Origin of the sequence: Billgrantia montanilacus (genome assembly GCF_003336675.1) — a bacterium.
GTDB lineage: Bacteria > Pseudomonadota > Gammaproteobacteria > Pseudomonadales > Halomonadaceae > Halomonas > Halomonas montanilacus.
This window is the reverse complement of the sequence record NZ_QPII01000010.1, coordinates 82,742-101,201: the sequence shown is the minus strand read 5'-3', so window position 1 is coordinate 101,201 and position 18,460 is coordinate 82,742. Positions and strand designations below refer to the sequence as shown.

Genomic DNA, 18,460 nt, shown 5'->3' with positions numbered 1-18,460 from the left:
ACACTCTGGCCATCGTCACCGTCGGATGGGTACTCATGTCCTCTTCAGCCAACAGCTTCCAGGCCCTGGTGCGCCTGCTGCGCTATGCGCGTGGCTATCGCCGCCGCATCATCGCCGCCACGGCCTGTTCGATCATCAACAAGATCTTCGATATCGCCCCCGAGATCCTCATCGGGGTGGCCATCGACGTGGTGGTCAACCAGGAGCACAGCTTCGTCGCCCGGCTCGGCTTCACCACGCCCCAGGAGCAGATCCTGATGCTGGCCGTGCTCACCTTCTTCATCTGGGCCGGCGAGTCGATCTTCGAGTACCTCTACAAGATTCTGTGGCGCAACCTGGCCCAGCGGCTGCAGGCCGACATGCGCCTTGACACCTACGAGCACGCCCAGCGCCTCGACATGGCCTTCTTCGAGTCGAGGAGTTCCGGCCAGCTGGTGGCGACCATGAACGACGACGTCAACCAGCTGGAGCGCTTCCTCGACGGCGGTGCCAACTCGCTGATCCAGGTCGGCGTCACCGTGGTTGCGGTGGGGGCGGTGTTCTTCGTCATCTCGCCGCTGATCGCCCTGCTGGCCTTCACGCCGATTCCGATGATCATCTGGGGCGCCTTCTTCTTCCAGCGCAAGGCCGGGCCGCTCTATGCCGACGTGCGCGAGAAGGTGGGCGATCTGGCCAGCCGGCTCTCCAACAACCTCTCCGGCATCGCCACGATCAAGAGCTTTACCAGCGAGGACCGCGAGGCGGCGCGGCTGCGTGCCACCAGCGAGGCCTATGTGGAGGCCAACCGGCGTGCGATCCGCGTCAGCTCGGCGTTCATTCCGGTGATCCGCATGGCGATCCTGGCCGGCTTCCTGGCCACCTTCACCGTGGGCGGCATGCTGGCGCTGCGTGGCGATCTGAACGTGGGCGCCTACGGCGTGCTGGTGTTTCTCACCCAGCGGCTGCTGTGGCCGTTGACGGGCCTGGCCGAGGTGATCGACCTGTTCGAGCGCGCCATGGCCAGCACCCGGCGCATCCTCGACCTGCTGGCGGTGCCTATCACCGTGAAGGACAACGAGGGCAAGCCGCTGGCGGCACCGGTGCGCGGCGAGGTGAGCTTCGAGGCGGTGAGCTTTCACTATGCCTCGAGCGGTGTGGGCGTCGATGGCGTCAGCCTTCGGGTGCCCGAAGGCAACACCCTGGCGCTGGTCGGTGCCACGGGTTCTGGCAAGTCGACACTGATCAAGCTGCTGCTGCGCTTCTACGACCCCGAGGCCGGCCGGGTCTGTATCGATGGCCAGCCGATCGGCGAGGTCAGCCTCAACTCGCTGCGCCAGTCCATCGGCCTGGTCAGCCAGGACGTCTACCTCTTCGAGGGCTCGATCCGCGACAACATCGCCTATGGCAAGCCCGATGCCAACGACGCGGAAGTGATCGAGGCGGCCCGCACCGCCGAGGCCTGGGAGTTCATCCAGGCGCTGCCCCAGGGGCTCGACACCCCAGTGGGTGAGCGGGGCATTCGCCTCTCCGGTGGCCAGCGTCAGCGCCTGTCGCTGGCCCGGGCGCTGCTCAAGGACCCGCCCATCCTGGTGCTGGACGAAGCCACCAGCGCGGTGGACAACGAAACCGAGGCGGCCATCCAGCGCTCGCTGCTCAAGATCGGCCATGGCCGCACGGTGATCATGATCGCCCACCGGCTCTCCACCATCGTTCATGCCGACGAGATCGTGGTGATCGATGGCGGCAGGGTGGTCGAGCAGGGCACCCACGGCGCGTTGATCGAGCGTGGCGGCCGCTATGCCGCCCAGTGGAAAGTACAGACGGGAGCGCTGGAAGAGAGCGAAGCTCTGACGTAACGCACATGGGCGAGGCGCTCGGTCGGCTCGGCCTGGAAGTGCAGACCTGACGCTTCACCGTGGCGGCGGTGATGGTCTTTCAGTTGCTGGTGGAGCTGTTTTGTATGGGCCCTTTCTACGCTGGGTCCCGGGCAGGCTGCTTCCCAACCGCCCGGCGCAGTGAGTTTTTCGTGGAAAGTCGTGCGCCGCTCATCAAGACTCGGGGCTGATGGGATCAATGGAGGATTCGTCATGCCAGAAGCAGTTATCGCCAGGCATTCAGCCCGGCAGGAAGTCAGGCGTTCACGGCTGTGGACAGGGACGGCAGTGGCACTCTGGTTGACGGCTCTGGCCTCCCAAGGGCTAGCGTCGACGCCCGTGCTTACGGCCGCGGAATCCGATCCGGTGAAGCTCGGCTGGATGCAGGGGTTCCCGCCACCTTCCGAGCGGATCATCGGCCACCCCGATAGCGACTACTTCAGCTTTCCCAAGCTGCGCTGGACGGTGTGCCACTTTCGGGAGCTACTGCCGACACGGCGGGTAAGCCGCGGCCTCCAGGCGGCGCGACCGCTTTCCTATGCCCTGGACCCAAACATCGATGCGGTCACCTTTACCCCGTTGGGCGGTGTTGAGCCAGTGACTTGGGGGGCGGCCTTCGACGCCAACTACACCGACGGCCTCTTGGTGCTGCACGAGGGGCGTGTGGTCCATGAGCGCTATGCGGGCTGCCTGGACGAGGCCGGCGTGCACGGCGCCATGTCGGTGACCAAGTCGGTGACCGGGCTGCTGGCCGAAATCCTGGTGGCCGAAGGCTCCCTGGACGAGACGGCTTTGGTGGCGGAGATTTTGCCGGAGCTGAAGGACAGCGCCTTCGGCAATGCCACCGTGCAGCAGGTCATGGAGATGACCACCGGGCTTGACTTCAGCGAGGACTACGCCGATCCCGAGGCTGAGATCTGGGCCTACAGCGCAGCGGCAAGTCCACTGCCCAAGCCCGAGGACTATGAAGGGCCGCGTAGCTATTACGAGTTCCTGGCCACGGTGCAGCCCGAAGGTACCCACGGCGAGGCCTTCGGCTACCGCACCGTAAACTCTGATGCCCTGGGGTGGATTATTGCCCGTACTGCCGGCAGCTCGGTGGCGGATCTTGTCAGCGAGCGGCTCTGGCAGCCCATGGGCGGCGAGCAGGACGCCTACTTCACCGTGGACTCCATCGGCACTCCCTTCGCCGGCGGTGGGCTGAGTGCAGGCCTGCGCGACTTGGCACGCCTTGGGCAACTGGTGCTGGACGGCGGCGAGCTCGACGGCGAGCGGCTCTTCCCCGAAGCGGCGGTTGATCGCATCCGCCAGGGTGGCGACCGCGATGCTTTTGCCCGGGCCGGCTACGAGAATCTGCCCGGTGGCAGCTACCGTGGCATGTGGTGGCTTTTGCACAATGACCACGGCGCCTTCACCGCCCGGGGGGTGCACGGCCAGACAATCTACGTCGATCCCACTGCCCGGATGGTAATCGTACGCTTTGCCTCTCATCCGGTGGCGGGCAATACGGCCAACGATGCGACCTCGTTGCCCGCCTACCAGGCGCTGGCCGAGTATCTGATGCAGCGCGAGCCAGCGGAGTAGGGGGTCAGCGTTTCATCAGCACGGCGTCGAGGCTCACCGGCACCTCGTCGCCGATCTGCTCGTAACCGAGCAGCAGCATGACCGAGCGCAGGGTGGGGTCGGCCATCAGCGCCTGGCCGTCCAGCGCCACCCGCTCGGCATTGGTGATGCGGATCTGATCGGCGGAAACCCGGGTAAAGCGCACCTCCAGCGGCTCCTGGCGGGTCGCACTGCCTGATTTCACCGAAAGCTGCAGGGTTTCCACCAGCGATTCGCCCACCGCCAGTGCATTGAGCCGCTCGGGCGGGAAGCGGGTGGTCAGGGTCGCCATGGGACGCTCGGTCAGTCCGGAAAGCCACGGCGGCAGCGGCCCCAGCCGCTCCACCACATCGCTCTGGTTCAAGCGCAGCGGCAGCTCCAGCTCGCCACTGGCGTCGGTACTGCCGGCCAGCCGACGTACCTCATGATGGCGGGGCATCGGGCCATCGGGGCCGATCTGCACGATCGTGGCCGACACGCGGGACTGCGCCGGGTCCAGCTCCCACGCCGCCAGCAACGGTGACAGCAGCAGCAGGGCCAGGCCGCTCGCCAGCCCAGCTCCTTGACTCCATGTCTTACCCAGGCGATGGCATCGTCTCATCAGCGTTTCTCTCCATGGGCGATATGCCCACCCATCGAGACACGGGAACCGGCCGGAAGTGCCCTGCCCGGCAGCGGAAAAGAAGGAACCAACGAGGAGCTGGCCTCATCCAGCTGCTTTCGCTATCATACGGCGGCGCAAGCAAGGGCCTATAGCTCAGTTGGTTAGAGCAGGGGACTCATAATCCCTTGGTCGCTGGTTCGAGTCCAGCTGGGCCCACCAAAATCAATCATTTACGGTTTTGTTCCTGCCTTTTTCTTCTGTACCTCGCTGTAGATGTCCACATTGTGTCCATCTGGGATGCCGAGATCATGTCGGACCGATTTGGCCAAGTTGTCGCGTGAGATCAGAACAGTGCTTCCAGGTCTTTACGCTGGGCTATGTGTTTTCTCGCATTCTCTCCGATCAGCTTGTTCAGGTTGATCAGTTTCCAGCGTACCGCGGGGAGGTCGGCGGCCTGCGGGCGGTCAATGGCGGCAAAGTCCGGGTTGCCGTCATGCAGGGTCAGGAGGAAGCGCTTGGTGTCATCATCGAGACGGGACCGGATGTCCGCAATCAGCTGCGTACGAATTTCCAGAAGCTCATCGAGGCTGACCGGGATCTTCGTCATGCCTGCGAATTCCTGCGCATAGGGCTGGTCAATATCGATGAAATTCGGGTTCAGCAGTTCATGCGCGGGGCGTGATGAACTGGCGATATAGATCAGGAAGGTGCGGAAAAGATCGTCGGTCAGGCCTTCCTGTTCGTAGAGCAGTTTCACGTCATAGAGATCGCGAGGATGCTGGCGGTCAACCGCCGCATGCAGCTTGCCGCCAAACAGGTCTTCGAACGAGACGACCTGGATTTCCGCGTAGCCGAATTCATCCTCGACAGCTTCCGAAACCGAGCGGGTTTCAGGGTCATGGACAACGCCGCGAGTCACCGGTGAGGTTTCGATCTTGATCTCCGCACCGTTTAGCCGTGCCAGGATGCGGGTGGCGACGCCACCGCCACCTTTGATGCGCTGTGCATGCGCGCCCCTGATGCCGCGCTCGATGGCAGTGGCAATGCGATCCATCGCTTCGTTGATCTCGGCAAGGCTTTCGACACGGTTTTTGATCGGCAGATAGGTCAGGTCGATATCGACTGATAGGCGTGGCAGATCGCGGTAGAACAGGTTGATGGCCGTGCCGCCCTTCAGGGCGAAGATGTCTTCTTCGGCGACATAAGGGAGGATGCGCACGAGCAGGGCGACCCGTGCTTCGTAATCTTCACGCGCCATCGGCTGCCTCCGTTATCGCAAACTCTTCCGGCACCATGATGCGGTAGCGCGGGTGTATCCTGCCGCCCTTGACCAGAGCGCGGTCGCCGCTTCCGAGGTTGAATTCCTGCGGGTCGAGGCGTTTGCGCCATGGGTGGTTGTGACGGTCGGCAAAGACGAAGAACAGCCTCGTAACCTTGATCTTCCTGCAACTGTGCAACAACGCCGACAGGGTGCGCGGGCGCAGGGTCGTCAGGCTTTCAAACACCATGTCGAGATTGTGGAAGCTTTCATGGCCGGGCAGTTCGTCCATGACTTCCAGGATCGCTCGTTCGGGCGATGACATCCTGAGTTGCCAGTCCCAGGGCAGGGTGCTTGCAGCATCGGAGTCGTCCTTGGTGAGACCGAGCGCCGGCTCGGAGAAGAGGGGCGTGGTGCGCGTTTCCAGCGGTGCGTTTAACGGTAGCCTGGCCAGCCAGTTCGGTATGTCTTCGCCATAGACCCAAACCGGAGCGTTCTCCCCCAGCGGTAAATAATGGCTATAGCCCTGCTGCGCGAGCGCTGTCATGCCGCCGACATGGGCATCGTAGCCCATGATGTGCTGTATCGAGAGCAGGCAGGTCCTCCAGTCGATGGTATCGGGCTTTCCTGTGCCCGGCGCCGGGCGCAGGAAAACGCCGCGAGTCACGCGTTCCAGCCAGCCGCGATCCACATATTTGCGCGCGAGGAAGCGGCTGACCTCATGGCGTTCCAGCCAGCCAGAATCGACCATGAAGCCGGGAGGGACGGCTTCAAGGGTGTTCTTTAGCTTCTCTTCTTTATGTGTACTCATGGGTCACATATTAGTATGTTTTCAAAGAGGTTGCCGCAATCCTCTTTGATAATAAACGTATTTGTGTACCTTTAGTGCACAAATTTGATGAAATGCAAAGAGCTCACTAGCCAGAAAAGCAGGGAGTGCGTGCCAGCGCCAGGGTACCGCAATGGCCGGTGGTGCCGGCCATTGTGATGCCCTGCGGGAGTTTTGCGGGCATGAGCCCGCACAGTTGTGCATTGTGCCACTGTAGCCGAGACCCTCGAACGCAAGCGTCGTCTTGGTCACCACGCAGTTATCTGGCAGGACGGCAAGCCGGTACTGGTTGGCGAAGATGCTCCTCTCCAGCCTCCCCACCAGCCCTCTGACGACCGGGTATCGGAGTGACGCTGCGTCGAGTCTAGGAATCTATGCACCAGTGCCTCTTCGAACGTGGCCTCAGCGGCCATGCTGCTGTCATTGTTCGATAATCGACCGCCGAGGATCTTACCAATCGCCGTGTGGACACCAATCCATATGTAAGGTTGGGCTATCTAGCCTTACATATGGAGATCCTTGTATAAGATTGCTTCTGCCAATCACGAGCCTCGTCCAGTACGCCAGCGGGCGGTCTCGCATGGCCTTCGACCACGAGACTGAATACCCCTCTGCAATGGTGGTGGATGCCACTGAAATGACCCTCGGTTTCTTACACCTTGAAATAGCTGCGTAGGGTGTTAAACCAGGGGGCATTACAGGCCATGCGAAAGCTGCTCCAGCGGGATTAAGGGATTATTCCCTGATTGATGAAGTTAGTTTTTTGACCCAGTTTTCAAGGCATAGCCTGGATGATTACTTTACTTCATTCGAGTTTGCCAATGTCCACCAGCCCAGTCTCGGCGAGACCCTGCTGTGTCCAAGGTGCTGTCAGGATGACCTTACCGCTGGGCGAAGTAGGATGCTTAGCAGATTCCAGAGGAGGTCATCCGAAGGGCGGGAGGGCGGCTTAATTCGCCGCCGGTCGAGTGATTCGCTTCGGCTCCAAGTAGGCGTTGAGTCCCAACTGCCCTAGTTCGCGGCCGATTCCACTGCGCTTCATGCCGCCCCAGCTTGAATGGGGAGGGGCCACCTGGCCGCAGTTGCACCAGACATTGCCCGCGTCCAGGCGCCGGGCGATGGTTTCTGCACGGTCCGGGTTCCCGGTCACCACGGTGGCAGCCAGACCGAAATCGCTGTCATTGGCCAAGGCGATGGCCTCTTCGTCGCTGACGACCCGTTGTGCACAAAGCACGGGCCCGAAGATCTCCTCTCGCCACAGGTGGCTGCTGGAAGGGACGTCACGATAGAGGCGCGGTGCTATGAAAAATCCTCGCTCGGGCAGGCCGAGGGTGGGGGTCTTGCTGTGTAGTCCCTCCCTGTCGGCAAGGGCAAGATAGCCCTGCACCCGATCGCGCTGAGTGGCGCTGACCATTGGCCCCATATCAGTCTCCGGCGCTAGGGGGTCGCCCAGGCGAAATGCGCCCATTGCAGCATCAATGGCTGAATAAAGCTCGTCCGCCAGCCGCTCGTGGACCAGTAAACGGCTGGTGGCTGAACACATCTGGCCGGCGTTGTAGCAGATGCCGGCCATCACAAGATCGCGGGCGAGCCCAAGGTCAGCATCTTCGGTGACGAGGATCGGTGACTTGCCGCCCAATTCGAGCGAGACCGGTCTCACGCCGCGTGCGGCGGCGCGCATCACCATCTCGCCCACCGGATTGCTGCCGGTGAAGGAGAGTTTGTCGACGCCGGGATGGTGGCTCAGGGGGGCGCCGATACTCTCGCCGTCGCCATGCAATAAATTGAACACGCCCGGGGGCAGCCCTGCTTCCATCATGACTTCCGCCAGTGCACGCTCTGGCAAGGGCGTGACCTCGGAGGGCTTGAACACCACCGTGCAACCGGCGGCGAGTGCCGGAGCCAGCTTCCAGGCGCTGCTGACTAGGGGGAAGTTCCAAGGAGTGATCAGCCCCACCACGCCGATGGGGTCCCAGAAGCGCCGTGCTGAGAGCCCCTCGATGCCGCTCGCGTCGGCCTGCCCCTGGCGCTCGCCCAGGTCCCGGGCCTGGGTGGCGTAGTAGCGGTAACAGGAGATGGCATCGTCCAGATCTTGTCGGGCCTCGGCCAGGGGCTTGCCGTTGTTGCGGCTCGACAGTTCGGCCAGGCCCTCGCGGCGGGCCTCTAGCCCCGTGGCAATGGTATCCAGATAGACGCCGCGACGAGCTTCCGGAGTGGCTCGCCAGCCGGGCAGGGCTCGTCGCGCGGCGGTTACCGCGGCATCGACATCCGCCGGGTCGCCGCGGGTCACCTCGCCGATCACCGCCTCGCGAAATGGATCCAGCACTGGGAGGCGCGCTTCGGCACGACTGCATACCCAGGCATTATCGATAAACTGCTCGGTCAAGGTGGTCATAATGCCTCGTCTTGCTCAGCGAATCGGGAGCCAGCGCCGCCGGGTCGGCCGCATGCCGGGGAAGTTCAGCTCCACCAGTCGCAGTACCAGGGTCAGCACCACGGTGGTGGCCAGGTAGATGCCGGCGATCAGCAGCAGCGGCTCGTAGACCAGGAAAGTCTCGTCGCGAATGATATTGGCCGCCTGCAGCAGGTCCATCATGGCGATAGTGGAGACCAGCGGCACCGACTTGAGCAGCAGGATCATCTCGCCGGTGAGGGTCGGCAGGCAGAGCTGGATGGCCCGCGGCAGCCAGAGCCGGGTTAGCACCTGAAAGGACGATAGCCCGAAGGCGCGGCCGGCTTCCAGCTCGCCCCGCGGCACGCTCTGCATGGCGCCGCGGATCACTTCGCCGGAGTAGGCGCCGACGCTGAGGGTGAAGGTCAGGGCGCCAAAGAAGAAGGGCTCGCGCAGCAGCGGCCAGAAGAGGCTGTCGCGGATGCCCGGGACCCCCTCCAACAGCCGGCCCACTCCGTAATAGAAGAAGAACAGCTGCACCAGCAGCGGCGTACCGCGGATCACGGTGGTAAAGGCCCAGGCCAGCCAGGCAAGCGGGCGGGGGCCGCGCAGTCGGGCCAGGGCCATCCCCACGGCGAGGATCAGGCCGCCTACCGCTGAGACCAGCAACAGCCACAGAGTATTGACGAAGCCTTCCCACAGATAGGCCTGGTAGAAGGGATCGCTCAGCCAGGAAAAGTCCATCTCAAGCCTCCGTGGGTTGGCCGCGGCGCACATGGCGCTCGAGGCGGGCGAATAGCGCCGTGGAGGTCAGGGTCATCAGCAGGTAGATGACGCCGGCGGCGGCATAGAAGAGAAAGTAGGCGCGGCTGCTGGCGGCGGCCTGCTGAATGGTGAAGAACAGCTCGTTGAAGCCGATCACGCTGATCAGGGCGGTGTCCTTGATCAGGATCAGCCACAGGTTGGACATGCCCGGTAGGGCGTTGGGCAGCATCCCCGGCAGCACGATGCGGTGAAAGCGCGTCCAGCGCGAGAAGCCAAAGGCGTCGGCGGCTTCCAGCTGGCCCTGCGGGATGGCCAGGATGGCGCCGCGAAACACCTCGGTCATGTAGGCGCCCTGGACGAAGGCCAGCACGCCCACGGCGGTGGCGAAGCCGGTGATCTGCACGGCGCCGGCCATGCCCAGATGTGCCAGTAGAGCGTCCAACGCCTGGGCGCCGGCATAGTAGAGCAGGATGATCAGCAGCAGTTCGGGCACCGCGCGAATCAAAGTCGAGTAGCCGGTGGCCAGGCCGCGCAGCGGCGCCCAGGGGCTGAGCTTGGCGCCGGCGCCAAGCAGTCCCAGCAGCAGACCAATGGCGTAGGCCAGCACGGCGATCTGCAGCGTGGTCAGGGCCCCGGCCATGATCGGGCCGGCCCAGTCGCCGAGTCCCTCCGGTGTCATCGCAGTCATGGTTGAGCCTTTCCTCGGTCACACAACGAAGTTCCCCGGCGCCACTGGCACCGGGGGTATGGCAGCCGTTGAAGGCTCAGTCGTAGACGCAGACGTCGGTGCCCAGATACTGCTCGGAGAGGTCGCCACAGGTGCCGTCCTCGATCACCGCGGAGATGCCCGCGTTGAGCGCCTCGTGCAGATCGTCCTCATCCTGACGCAGGCCGATGCCGATGCCGTCGCCGTAGGCCTCGTGGCGGGGGGCAGTAGCCTTGACTTCGAAGCCTCCGGCTTCCTCACGATCGAGAAACTGCAGCATGGCGATCTCGTCGGCGAGGATCAGATCCAGGCGCCCGGCCAGCAGGTCGTTGTTGACCTGTTCCGCCTGGTCGTAGAGGCGAATATCCACGCCGCTGTCGCGTAGCTCGCGGCGGGCATAGGTGGCGTTGGTGGTGGCGCTCTGCACCCCCATCACCAGGCCGTCCAGGTCGTCGGGGATGTCCAGCGACAGATCGCTGGCGGCGACATAGGCGCCGGGGGTGAAGTAGTAGGGGCGGGTGAAGTCGATGACCCGTTGGCGCTGCTCGGTGATCGACATGGAGTTCATGATCATGTCGATGCGCCCGGCATTGAGGGCGGGAATGATACCGCTCCAGCCGGTGGGGGTGATTTCGCAGTCGCGGCCCATGGCGTCGCAGATGGCATGGGCCAGTTCCACCTCGAAGCCTGTCCAGTCGCCGCTGGCGGCCTTGTAGGTGAAGGGCGGGTAGGGCTCGCCGGAGATGCCCACCTTGAGCGGGTCGGCGGCCTGGGCGGTGAGGCCGAGGCTCATGGCGGCAGCGGCGCTAGCGATCATCAGGGGGAACTTCATGGTCTTCTCCTGTCGTTATGGTTAGGTGGAGCTTTCAGGCCGCGGGCGCCACGAAGTGGCGACAGCGGGGATCATCAAAAACGGCTTGCGGCGTGCCCTCGGCGGCAATACATCCCTGGTCGAGGTAGACCAGCTGGTCGGAGACTTCCTTGGCGAAGTGCATCTCGTGGGTGACCAGCAGCATGGTCCGGCCCTCGTCGGCGAGGCCGCGGATCACCCCCAGCACCTCATTGACCCGCTCCGGGTCGAGGGCCGAGGTGGGCTCGTCGAATAGCAGCAGGCGCGGCTCCATGGCCAGGGCTCGGGCGATGGCGACCCGCTGCTGCTGGCCGCCGGAGAGAAAGGCAGGATAGGCATCGCGCTTGTCGGCCATGCCGACCCGCTCCAGGTAGTGCTCGCCCAGGGCGGTGGCCTGCTTGCGGGAGAGCCCCTTGACCCGCATGGGGGCCTCTATGACGTTGCCCAGCCCGCTCAAGTGGGGCCAAAGATTGAACTGCTGGAAGACCATTGCGACCTTGGCGCGCAGCCGCTGCAGCTGGCGCCGGTCCAGGCCGGTGATGTCGCCCTGGGGGTTACGAGCGAAGCGAATCGCCTCATCGGCAATCGCCAGTTCGCCGCGGTCGGGGCGTTCCAGCAGGTTCATGCAGCGCAGCAGGGTGCTCTTGCCGGAGCCACTGGCGCCGATGATCGAGGTGACGGTGCCCTCGGCGACGCTCAGGGAGACGCCCTTGAGCACCTCCAACTCGCCAAAACGCTTGATCAGGTGGTCGGCCACCACCGCGGGGGCGGCCTGGGGACGGAGGGGAAGCTCGAATGATGATGTCATAGGCAATCGGCCTCCGGGGCCGGGGTCGGTGACAGGGCGCGCTCATCTCGGGAGCGCTGCGCACAGGCCGCCAGGCGCCGGCTGGCCTCGGCGAGGCGATCGGCCTCCACGGTCAGGCTGAGGCGCACGAAGCCCGCTGCCGAGGGGCCGAAGGCCTGGCCGGAGAGCACCGAAATGCCCTCCTCGTCGAGCAGGCGGTCGGCGAAGGCCTGGGATGAGAGGCCGGTGGCGCGGATATCCACCATCAGGAACATCCCCGCCGGCGGGCGGATCGCTGTCACCGCTGGGCTCTCGGCGAGTGCCGCGCAGACGGCGTCGCGGCGCGCCCGATAGACCTCGCGCATTTCCTGCAGCTCGGTGGGCGGCGTCGTCAGGGCATCGCAGGCAGCGTCCTGGATGAAGTCGGGGCAGCCGTAGAGCATGCACAGCGCCAGGTGGGTCAGGTGCTGGATCAGCGTCTCGGGGCCCAGCACCCAGCCCAGCCGCCAGCCGGTCATGGCATGCGACTTGGAGAGGCTGCTGATCACTACGCTGCGTTCGGCCATGCCCGGCAGGGTGGCGGGGCAGATATGCTCGCCCTCGAAGATCAGCTCGGCGTAGACCTCATCGGAGATCAGCCACAGATCGTGACGGCGGCACAGCGCGGCGATCGCCGCCCAGGTCTCGGCGTCGATCAACTGCCCGGTAGGGTTGTGGGGGCTATTGAGCAGGATGGCCCGGGTGCGCGGCGTAATGGCCGCCTCCAGGGCCGCCGGGTCGAGGCGGAAGTCCGCCTCGCCGTTGAGCGGCACCTGCACCAGCTCGGCGCCGGTGGCACGCAGCACTGCTTCGTAGGTGACATAGCTGGGCTCGGGTACCAGCACCTCGTCGCCGGGGTCGAGCAGGCACTGGGCGGCAGCATAGAGACCGCACTGAGCGCCGGCCAGGACGATGACGTTATCCGGGCCGACGTCGAGGCCCAGGCGATGATAGTCGTCGGCGATGGCCTGGCGCAGCGCCAGCTTGCCCTGCACGTTGGGGTAGTGAGTGGCACCGCCGCGTAGGCTGGCCACCGCGCTTTCGACGATGGGCGCCGGGGTGGCGAAATCCGGGTCGCCCACCGAGAGCACGGTGATTTCCTCGCCGGCGGCCTGGCGGGCCAGGGCGCGGTAGTGGATATCCCAGGCCGCGGCACCTTCGCCGGCGATACGGTCGGTCAGTCGTGAATAGCGCATGGTATTCCTCGTTGTCTAAGCGCTGGAGCAGGCTTCCTGTGGCCCGGCTGGCGTCATTGGATGGCTGCCATCCAGGCCGCGGCGTCCACCTCGATCAGTAACGGTGAGGCCGCGTCGCCAATCCGCGCGAGAGCCTCGCCTAGAGCCGCCGGATCGCCTGCCGCCTGGTACCGGCAGGCGTAAGCGGAGGCCAGGATGGCGAAGTCCGGGGCCGTCAGGTCGACGCCGAGCTGGGGAACCTCATGCATGGCCATGTAGCGGCGAATCTCGTCGTAGCCCTGGTTGTTCCAGATCACCACCGCTACCGGGTGGCCAAGATCTCGGGCAGTGGCCAGTTCGCCGATCACGAATTGCAGGCCGCCGTCACCTACCAGTGCCACGACTGGACGCTCGGGGCAGGCCAGGGCGGCGCCCAAGGCGGCGGGCAGGCCATAGCCCAAGGTGCCGTAGCCGGTGGCGGCATTGAACCAGCGCCGCGGCGCTGGCAGAGAGGCCAGGAAGTTGCCGGCATACACTGGTCCGGTAGAGTCCCCCACCAGAATCGCCTCAGGCAGCGTCGCTCGGAGGGTGGCATAGAGCGGCGCATAGGGCATCAGCTCGGTATCTTCGGCCAGGCCCAGCTCGCGGCGTACCTGCGCAGCGCGACCGTCATCGCGACGCCCTCTGGGAAGCGCCTCCAGCAGGGCGGTTAGGGTCTCGCCTGCGTCGGCGACCAGAGCCAGGTCGGCGGCCTGGTTGCGCCCCAGTTGCTGGGGATCGATGTCCACACGAATCAGCCGCCCGGTGAGGCGGAAGCCCTCGTCGAACACCAAGTCGTAGTCGGTCTCGCCCAGTTCGGTGCCCAGCGCCAGGATGACGTCGGCCTCGGCCGCCAGGCGGCGCGCGGCCGGCAGGCTGGCAGTGGCCCCCAGATCCTGAGGGTGGTCCTGACCCAGCACGCCCTTGGCGTTGATGGTGGTCAGGGTCGGGGTTTGGAGGCGCTCCACCAGAGCACGGGCGGCTTCGGGGGCGGCGACGCAGCCGCCGCCCAGCAGCAGCAGAGGACGCTCGGCGCTGGTCAGCCACTCGGCAGCACGGGCAATGGCAGCCGGGGCGGGCGCCGGGGGAAACACCTCGATGGGGCGCGGCACAGTCTCGGCAACCGGGGCATCGAACAGATCGATGGGAATCTCAATGTGCACCGGCCCGGGGCGCGCGCCGCGGAAGATCGCGAAGGCGCGGGCCAGGATCTCCGGCAGCGCCGCCGGGTCGTGCAGGGTGTGGCTGAAGACGCTGACGCCGGCCAGCGTCTGTTGCTGTCCAGGTAACTCATGCAGGCGCCCCTGACCGCGCCCCAGGGTGTCGCGGCGGTTCACGCTGGAGATCACCAGCATCGGCACCGAGTCGGCCAATGCCTGGCCCATGGCGGTGGCGATGTTAGTCATGCCGGGGCCGGTGATGATGAAGCAGGCTGCCGGCCGACCACTGGCTCGAGCGTAGCCGTCGGCCATGAAGCCGGCACCCTGCTCGTGGCGCGGTGTGACATGGCGGATCGCGCTGTCGCCCAGCGCACGGTAGAGCTCGATGGTATGAACTCCCGGGATGCCGAAGGCGGTATCCACGCCATAGGCTTCCAACAGGTGCAACAGCTGTCGGGCGCAGGTCTGGCTCATCGCAGCGCCTCCTCGGGAAGCGGCTCGGGTAGCCCACCATGAGGGGTGCGCCCCAGTACTCTTTCCACCATGGGCACGAAATGTTCCAGGGGCAGCGTGTCGTAGTCGGGGTCGAAGCTGGCCTGGTCCCAGTGGTCGCAGAAGCGCACGGTGCGCTCATAGGCAGGATGGTCGCGGTACTGCTCCCGAGCGAGTGGATCCTGGCCGAAGAAATGGCGGTAATGGTAGCCCTGAAAGAGTTCGTGGTGGCGAATCATCCAGGCGTTGAGCGGGTCGACGAAGGGCTCGAGGATGGCCGCGGCGATCTCGGCATGGTTGGCCGGGGCCAGTTCGTCGCCGATGTCGTGGAGCAGCGCGCAGACGATCATCTCCTCGTCGGCGCCGTCACGTAGCGCTCGGGTTGCCGTCTGCAGGCTATGTTCGTAGCGATTCACCGGATAGCCGTGATGATCGCCGGCCAGGCGGTGCAGGTGGCCGAGCACCCGGCGCGGTGCATCGGCGACATAGTCGCGGAAGCGGTTGTCGATCAGCGCCCAGTCGTCACGCTGGGCCTCGCCGAAGTGGCGGAAGCGGGCCTGTTTCATGCGAGCTCTCCATGGGGCTGTGCGGTGGCGAGTCGCTGGCGCAGCACGCGGCGCCGGCTGGCGGTGCTGTCGCGGTCGACGTAGCCCTGACGCAGGTGACGCACGCCGCCGGCGAGCTGGAAGGCGCTGCGGCCGTGCAGCAGGCGATAGTTGTCCATGATCAGCATCTGGCCCGGGTCGAGCTTGAGGTGGAGGGTCAGTTCTTCGCCCGTGATCAGCTGATAGAAGGCCCGGCGAGCGGCATAGTAAGTCTCAAGCTCCTCAGCGGGCAGGGCCGGGACTCGTTCGGTGCGGTTGGAATAGCGTACCCGGATTGGCTCGCCGTGGCTGTCCAGTTCGATCAGCGGCCCCTCGCTCTCAAGATGTGTGTCACCGTCGCGATAGCGGAACCCCGGGGTAATCCGGGTGAGACATTCGTAGGCTTCAGGATCTCGCTCATGCAGCAGCCTGGCCGCCATGAAGCCATCGGCCAGGGTACTGTCACCGCCTTCAGCGGCGTTGGTCAGGCAGTGCAGCCAGATATATCCGGGAATGGGGTCACGGTAGGGGTTATCCGTATGCGGCTCGAGGCCGCGCTGGGTCATTGTCAGGTCGTAGGCATCGGCCACCGACTTGACGTCGGCAATGCCGCCCCAGTTGGTGCGTCGTAGGGGGCCGATGCGGTCGATCAGTGGCTGCATGCCATCAGTTTCTATGGGTACCCCGGAGACGATCACGAAGCCATCACGATGCAGTGCCTCGAGCATCTCTGACAGCGCTGGGTCCTCTTCCAGCGCGGCGGTGAAATCGGCTTCTGGGCGCGGTACGCTGGCTGCATCCCAGAGTCTCAAGGGCGGATCGCTGGCCGGGTCGTCGAACAGCGCCGCGAGGTCGAAGGCGGTGTGATGCCCGTCACTGAAGCGCATGTTCAGTTGGCCATCATGGACCTCGGCACTCTCGATACTCAGGTCCAACGGTAGCTCGGCGGCCTCAATCAGTCGCTGGCCGGTGCGCGGGTCCCGGGTCTCGGCATCCGGGCTGCGTTCGCGCAGCCATAGTGCGGCGAATTCTCGTGTCCGGTCGTGGTGATCGATCACCAGGCGCCGACGATTGGCCAGGGGGGTGACTTGTGTCATGGCGGCATCTCCACGGACTATGCTACGGGGTTGCGCTCCACACTACCCCTACCCGAAGAACATGACTTGATTAAATTGGCCGTAGGCTTGATTCTATTGGCCATGAGCAATGGCAACGACGCTGCGTGGCCCTATCCGCGCCCCGACTCACCACCCCTGCTGACCCCGGAGCAGGCCGAACATACCCTCAATGTGTGGCTGGTCCCCCGGTTCTCCATGCTGACCCTTTTCTGCTTGCTGGAGCCGCTGCGCGTGGCCAATCGCTTCGGCCGCAACCTGTTCGCCTGGCGGCTTCTCTCGGCGAATGGCGACGCGGTGGTGGCCAGCAACGGAGTCCGGATCGACGTGGACGGCGCGCTGGATTCGCTGGAGGACATGACGCGCCTGATGGTCGTTTCCTCCTACGAAGCGGAGGCGACGGTGAGCTTCCAGGACCGCGCCGTGCTTCGGCGCATTGCCGCCCATGGCGGCTGGCTGGGAGGCTTGGATACTGCAGCCTTCATCCTGGCCCGAGCAGGAGTGCTGGAGGGACACCGAGTGGCTCTGCATTGGGAGAGCGTGCCGGCTTTTCGTCTTGAGTTCCCGGATCTGGAGATCAGTCCGGCGCGCTTCGAATTCGATCCCATGCGACTGACAGGTTCGGGTGGCGTGGCGAGCATCGACATGATGTTGGAGTGGATAGAGCAAGCCTATGGACCGGCGCTGGCCGACGCAGTGGGACGCCAACTGGTTCATGAGAGGGCGCGTGGCGACGGTGGCAGCGCTCAACGACACCGTTACCAGGACCTATCACGCAGTGTGGTGCGGGCGTTGGCCACCATGGAAGCCAACCTGGCCCAGGCGCTGCCGATCCCCGAGGTATGCCGGCAGGTGGGACAGTCCCAGCGGCAGCTGACACGACTCTTCCAGCGTCACTTCGGCGAGAGCCCACAGCAATGCTACTTGGGCATGCGACTCGACCGAGCCCGCCAGCTGCTGGCTGATAGCCGCTGCCAGGTGACCGAGGCGGCCTTGGCCACTGGTTTTACCCAGCTGGCGCACTTCACCCGGGCATACCGGCACCGCTTCGGCGAGGTGCCCAGCGTCACCGCCGAGCGGGGCAGCGGTGCTGGACACCATCGTGATGGGAGTTGATACCCCTGTTAAGTGAACGGCGGAGTGATGCACGAACGCTTTGTCAGCAGAGCTTCCTGTTACCCTCGGGTCGTTGATATCAAAGAGGAGGCGGTCTTTGCGCCTGGACTATCAAGGGCCCTTGCCCGAAACCCTGGGTTTTCTATTGCTGCCGCGATTCTCGATGATGGCATTCTTCTCGGCGGTCGAGCCGTTACGAATCGCTAATCGAATCGCTGCGCAGCCGCTTTTCGATTGGACGTTGCTCAGCGAGGACGGCCAGCCGGTCACGGCATCCAACGGTATGACCCTACTGGCTGATTGTGCCATTGCTGACGTACATCAGCTTCCGTCACTGGCGGTATGCAGTGGCTTTGGTCCCGAGCAGACCTTGAGCCGTCCGCTGATGGCCTGGCTGCATCGCCTGAACCAGGCAAACTGTGTGCTGGGAGGTCTCGACACGGGAGGCTTTTTATTGGCCGAGGCGGGCTTACTGGAAGGCGAGCGAGTCACCCTGCACTGGGAGAGCCTGCCGGCCTTTCAGGAGCGCTTCCCGAGTATCGAGACGTCAGACGAACTCTTCGAGCTAGGCGAGCGACGTTTTTCCTGTGCGGGGGGGGCTGCGGCTATGGACATGGCCTTAGAGGTGATCGCTCGTCGCCACGGATCGGGATTGGCCATCGATGTATCAGAGCAGCTGATTCACGAACGAATTCGTACCCGTAGCGACCAACAACGCATGTCGCTGGCCCGGCGGCTAGGCATCCACAACCGCCGTCTGGTGGAGGCCATCTCACTGATGGAGAGACATCAAGAGTTGTCGCTACCGCTGAGTGAAGTGGCGCACCGTAGCGGTCTCTCTCTAAGGCAACTTCAGCGACTTTTCGAGCAGAACCTTGGGACATCTCCGCGCGAATGGTATCGGCACTTGCGGTTGGAGCGTGCCTGGCACCTTCTCATCGAGTCTGACATGGAGGTCATGTCAGTAGGGCTGGCGTGCGGCTTTGCTTCCGGCTCCAGCTTCTCGCGAGCGTTCAGAACCCGCTACGGACTGTCCCCCCGCGAGGTACGCCGTCAGCATGCCATTTAACGATACCTTCTAGCGGAAAAGGTCG

General features: G+C 64.5%; 16 protein-coding genes and 1 tRNA gene. 5 read left to right on the top strand and 12 right to left on the bottom strand.

The features are described from left to right. The first annotated feature begins 35 nt into the window (after positions 1–35). Positions 36–1,835: an ABC transporter ATP-binding protein gene (locus DU505_RS14185; protein ID WP_114479642.1), complete on the top strand. Its 1,800-nt coding sequence runs from the start codon at positions 36–38 to the stop codon at positions 1,833–1,835. Between the two features lie 231 nt (positions 1,836–2,066). Then, the gene (locus tag DU505_RS14180) at positions 2,067–3,437 is read left to right on the top strand and encodes a serine hydrolase domain-containing protein (RefSeq protein WP_114479641.1); all 1,371 of its coding nucleotides are present in this window, start codon (positions 2,067–2,069) and stop codon (positions 3,435–3,437) included. A 4-nt stretch (positions 3,438–3,441) separates the two neighbouring features. On the opposite strand, the gene DU505_RS14175 is transcribed toward DU505_RS14180, so the two are convergent. Continuing rightward, positions 3,442–4,056 (bottom strand): hypothetical protein, encoded by a 615-nt coding sequence (locus DU505_RS14175; RefSeq protein ID WP_245947956.1) that lies wholly within the window; start codon positions 4,054–4,056, stop codon positions 3,442–3,444. Between the two features lie 145 nt (positions 4,057–4,201). Between DU505_RS14175 and DU505_RS14170 the strand changes: the two genes are divergently transcribed. Then, positions 4,202–4,278: transfer RNA gene (locus DU505_RS14170), tRNA-Ile, on the top strand. A 124-nt stretch (positions 4,279–4,402) separates the two neighbouring features. Here the strand turns inward: DU505_RS14170 and DU505_RS14165 are convergent. The 11 genes from DU505_RS14165 to tmpA all read right to left on the bottom strand — a co-directional run bounded on the left by DU505_RS14165 (position 4,403) and on the right by tmpA (position 16,232). After that, the gene (locus tag DU505_RS14165; RefSeq protein WP_114479640.1) at positions 4,403–5,317 is read right to left on the bottom strand and encodes a nucleotidyl transferase AbiEii/AbiGii toxin family protein; all 915 of its coding nucleotides are present in this window, start codon (positions 5,315–5,317) and stop codon (positions 4,403–4,405) included. Beyond that, on the bottom strand, positions 5,307–6,128 hold the full coding sequence (locus DU505_RS14160) for a type IV toxin-antitoxin system AbiEi family antitoxin (protein ID WP_114479639.1): 822 nt from the start codon (positions 6,126–6,128) through the stop codon (positions 5,307–5,309). Before DU505_RS14160 ends, DU505_RS14165 begins: the two co-directional genes overlap by 11 nt. Positions 6,129–7,095: 967 nt before the next feature. Then, on the bottom strand, positions 7,096–8,541 hold the full coding sequence (locus DU505_RS14155; protein WP_114479638.1) for an aldehyde dehydrogenase family protein: 1,446 nt from the start codon (positions 8,539–8,541) through the stop codon (positions 7,096–7,098). 15 nt (positions 8,542–8,556) lie between these two features. Next, entirely contained in the window at positions 8,557–9,282 is a 726-nt protein-coding gene (locus DU505_RS14150) for an ABC transporter permease (protein ID WP_114479637.1), read from the bottom strand. A 1-nt stretch (position 9,283) separates the two neighbouring features. After that, positions 9,284–9,991, bottom strand: a complete 708-nt coding sequence (locus DU505_RS14145) for an ABC transporter permease (RefSeq protein WP_114479636.1) — start codon at positions 9,989–9,991, stop codon at positions 9,284–9,286. Positions 9,992–10,067: 76 nt separating this feature from the next. Then, the gene (locus DU505_RS14140) at positions 10,068–10,841 is read right to left on the bottom strand and encodes a transporter substrate-binding domain-containing protein (RefSeq protein WP_114479635.1); all 774 of its coding nucleotides are present in this window, start codon (positions 10,839–10,841) and stop codon (positions 10,068–10,070) included. 34 nt (positions 10,842–10,875) lie between these two features. Then, complete coding sequence (locus DU505_RS14135; protein WP_114479634.1) at positions 10,876–11,667, bottom strand: ATP-binding cassette domain-containing protein; 792 nt, start codon at positions 11,665–11,667, stop codon at positions 10,876–10,878. Beyond that, positions 11,664–12,881, bottom strand: a complete 1,218-nt coding sequence (locus DU505_RS14130; RefSeq protein ID WP_114479633.1) for a pyridoxal phosphate-dependent aminotransferase — start codon at positions 12,879–12,881, stop codon at positions 11,664–11,666. Before DU505_RS14130 ends, DU505_RS14135 begins: the two co-directional genes overlap by 4 nt. Before the next feature lie 53 nt (positions 12,882–12,934). Then, the gene (locus DU505_RS14125; RefSeq protein WP_114479632.1) at positions 12,935–14,533 is read right to left on the bottom strand and encodes a 5-guanidino-2-oxopentanoate decarboxylase; all 1,599 of its coding nucleotides are present in this window, start codon (positions 14,531–14,533) and stop codon (positions 12,935–12,937) included. Beyond that, the gene (locus DU505_RS14120) at positions 14,530–15,117 is read right to left on the bottom strand and encodes an HD domain-containing protein (protein ID WP_114479631.1); all 588 of its coding nucleotides are present in this window, start codon (positions 15,115–15,117) and stop codon (positions 14,530–14,532) included. Before DU505_RS14120 ends, DU505_RS14125 begins: the two co-directional genes overlap by 4 nt. Then, the gene (tmpA, locus tag DU505_RS14115) at positions 15,114–16,232 is read right to left on the bottom strand and encodes a 2-trimethylaminoethylphosphonate dioxygenase (RefSeq protein WP_114479630.1); all 1,119 of its coding nucleotides are present in this window, start codon (positions 16,230–16,232) and stop codon (positions 15,114–15,116) included. The genes DU505_RS14120 and tmpA overlap by 4 nt, the downstream gene beginning before the upstream one ends. A gap of 102 nt (positions 16,233–16,334) precedes the next feature. Between tmpA and DU505_RS14110 the strand changes: the two genes are divergently transcribed. Both DU505_RS14110 and DU505_RS14105 read left to right on the top strand, forming a co-directional pair. Continuing rightward, a complete protein-coding gene (locus tag DU505_RS14110; RefSeq protein WP_114479629.1) occupies positions 16,335–17,366 on the top strand; it encodes a GlxA family transcriptional regulator in 1,032 nt (343 codons plus the stop codon). A 97-nt stretch (positions 17,367–17,463) separates the two neighbouring features. Beyond that, entirely contained in the window at positions 17,464–18,435 is a 972-nt protein-coding gene (locus tag DU505_RS14105) for a GlxA family transcriptional regulator (protein ID WP_114479628.1), read from the top strand. The last annotated feature ends 25 nt before the right edge of the window (positions 18,436–18,460 follow it).

Coding starts and splice junctions, on each gene's coding strand:
- DU505_RS14165 (WP_114479640.1), bottom strand. CDS start 5,317: ATGGCGCGTGAAGATTACGAAGCACGGGTCGCCCTGCTCGTGCGCATC.
- DU505_RS14130 (WP_114479633.1), bottom strand. CDS start 12,881: ATGCGCTATTCACGACTGACCGACCGTATCGCCGGCGAAGGTGCCGCG.
- DU505_RS14125 (WP_114479632.1), bottom strand. CDS start 14,533: ATGAGCCAGACCTGCGCCCGACAGCTGTTGCACCTGTTGGAAGCCTAT.
- DU505_RS14110 (WP_114479629.1), top strand. CDS start 16,335: ATGAGCAATGGCAACGACGCTGCGTGGCCCTATCCGCGCCCCGACTCA.
- tmpA (WP_114479630.1), bottom strand. CDS start 16,232: ATGACACAAGTCACCCCCCTGGCCAATCGTCGGCGCCTGGTGATCGAT.
- DU505_RS14135 (WP_114479634.1), bottom strand. CDS start 11,667: ATGACATCATCATTCGAGCTTCCCCTCCGTCCCCAGGCCGCCCCCGCG.
- DU505_RS14155 (WP_114479638.1), bottom strand. CDS start 8,541: ATGACCACCTTGACCGAGCAGTTTATCGATAATGCCTGGGTATGCAGT.
- DU505_RS14160 (WP_114479639.1), bottom strand. CDS start 6,128: ATGAGTACACATAAAGAAGAGAAGCTAAAGAACACCCTTGAAGCCGTC.
- DU505_RS14120 (WP_114479631.1), bottom strand. CDS start 15,117: ATGAAACAGGCCCGCTTCCGCCACTTCGGCGAGGCCCAGCGTGACGAC.
- DU505_RS14150 (WP_114479637.1), bottom strand. CDS start 9,282: ATGGACTTTTCCTGGCTGAGCGATCCCTTCTACCAGGCCTATCTGTGG.
- DU505_RS14140 (WP_114479635.1), bottom strand. CDS start 10,841: ATGAAGTTCCCCCTGATGATCGCTAGCGCCGCTGCCGCCATGAGCCTC.
- DU505_RS14145 (WP_114479636.1), bottom strand. CDS start 9,991: ATGACTGCGATGACACCGGAGGGACTCGGCGACTGGGCCGGCCCGATC.
- DU505_RS14175 (WP_245947956.1), bottom strand. CDS start 4,056: ATGAGACGATGCCATCGCCTGGGTAAGACATGGAGTCAAGGAGCTGGG.
- DU505_RS14185 (WP_114479642.1), top strand. CDS start 36: ATGTCCTCTTCAGCCAACAGCTTCCAGGCCCTGGTGCGCCTGCTGCGC.
- DU505_RS14180 (WP_114479641.1), top strand. CDS start 2,067: ATGCCAGAAGCAGTTATCGCCAGGCATTCAGCCCGGCAGGAAGTCAGG.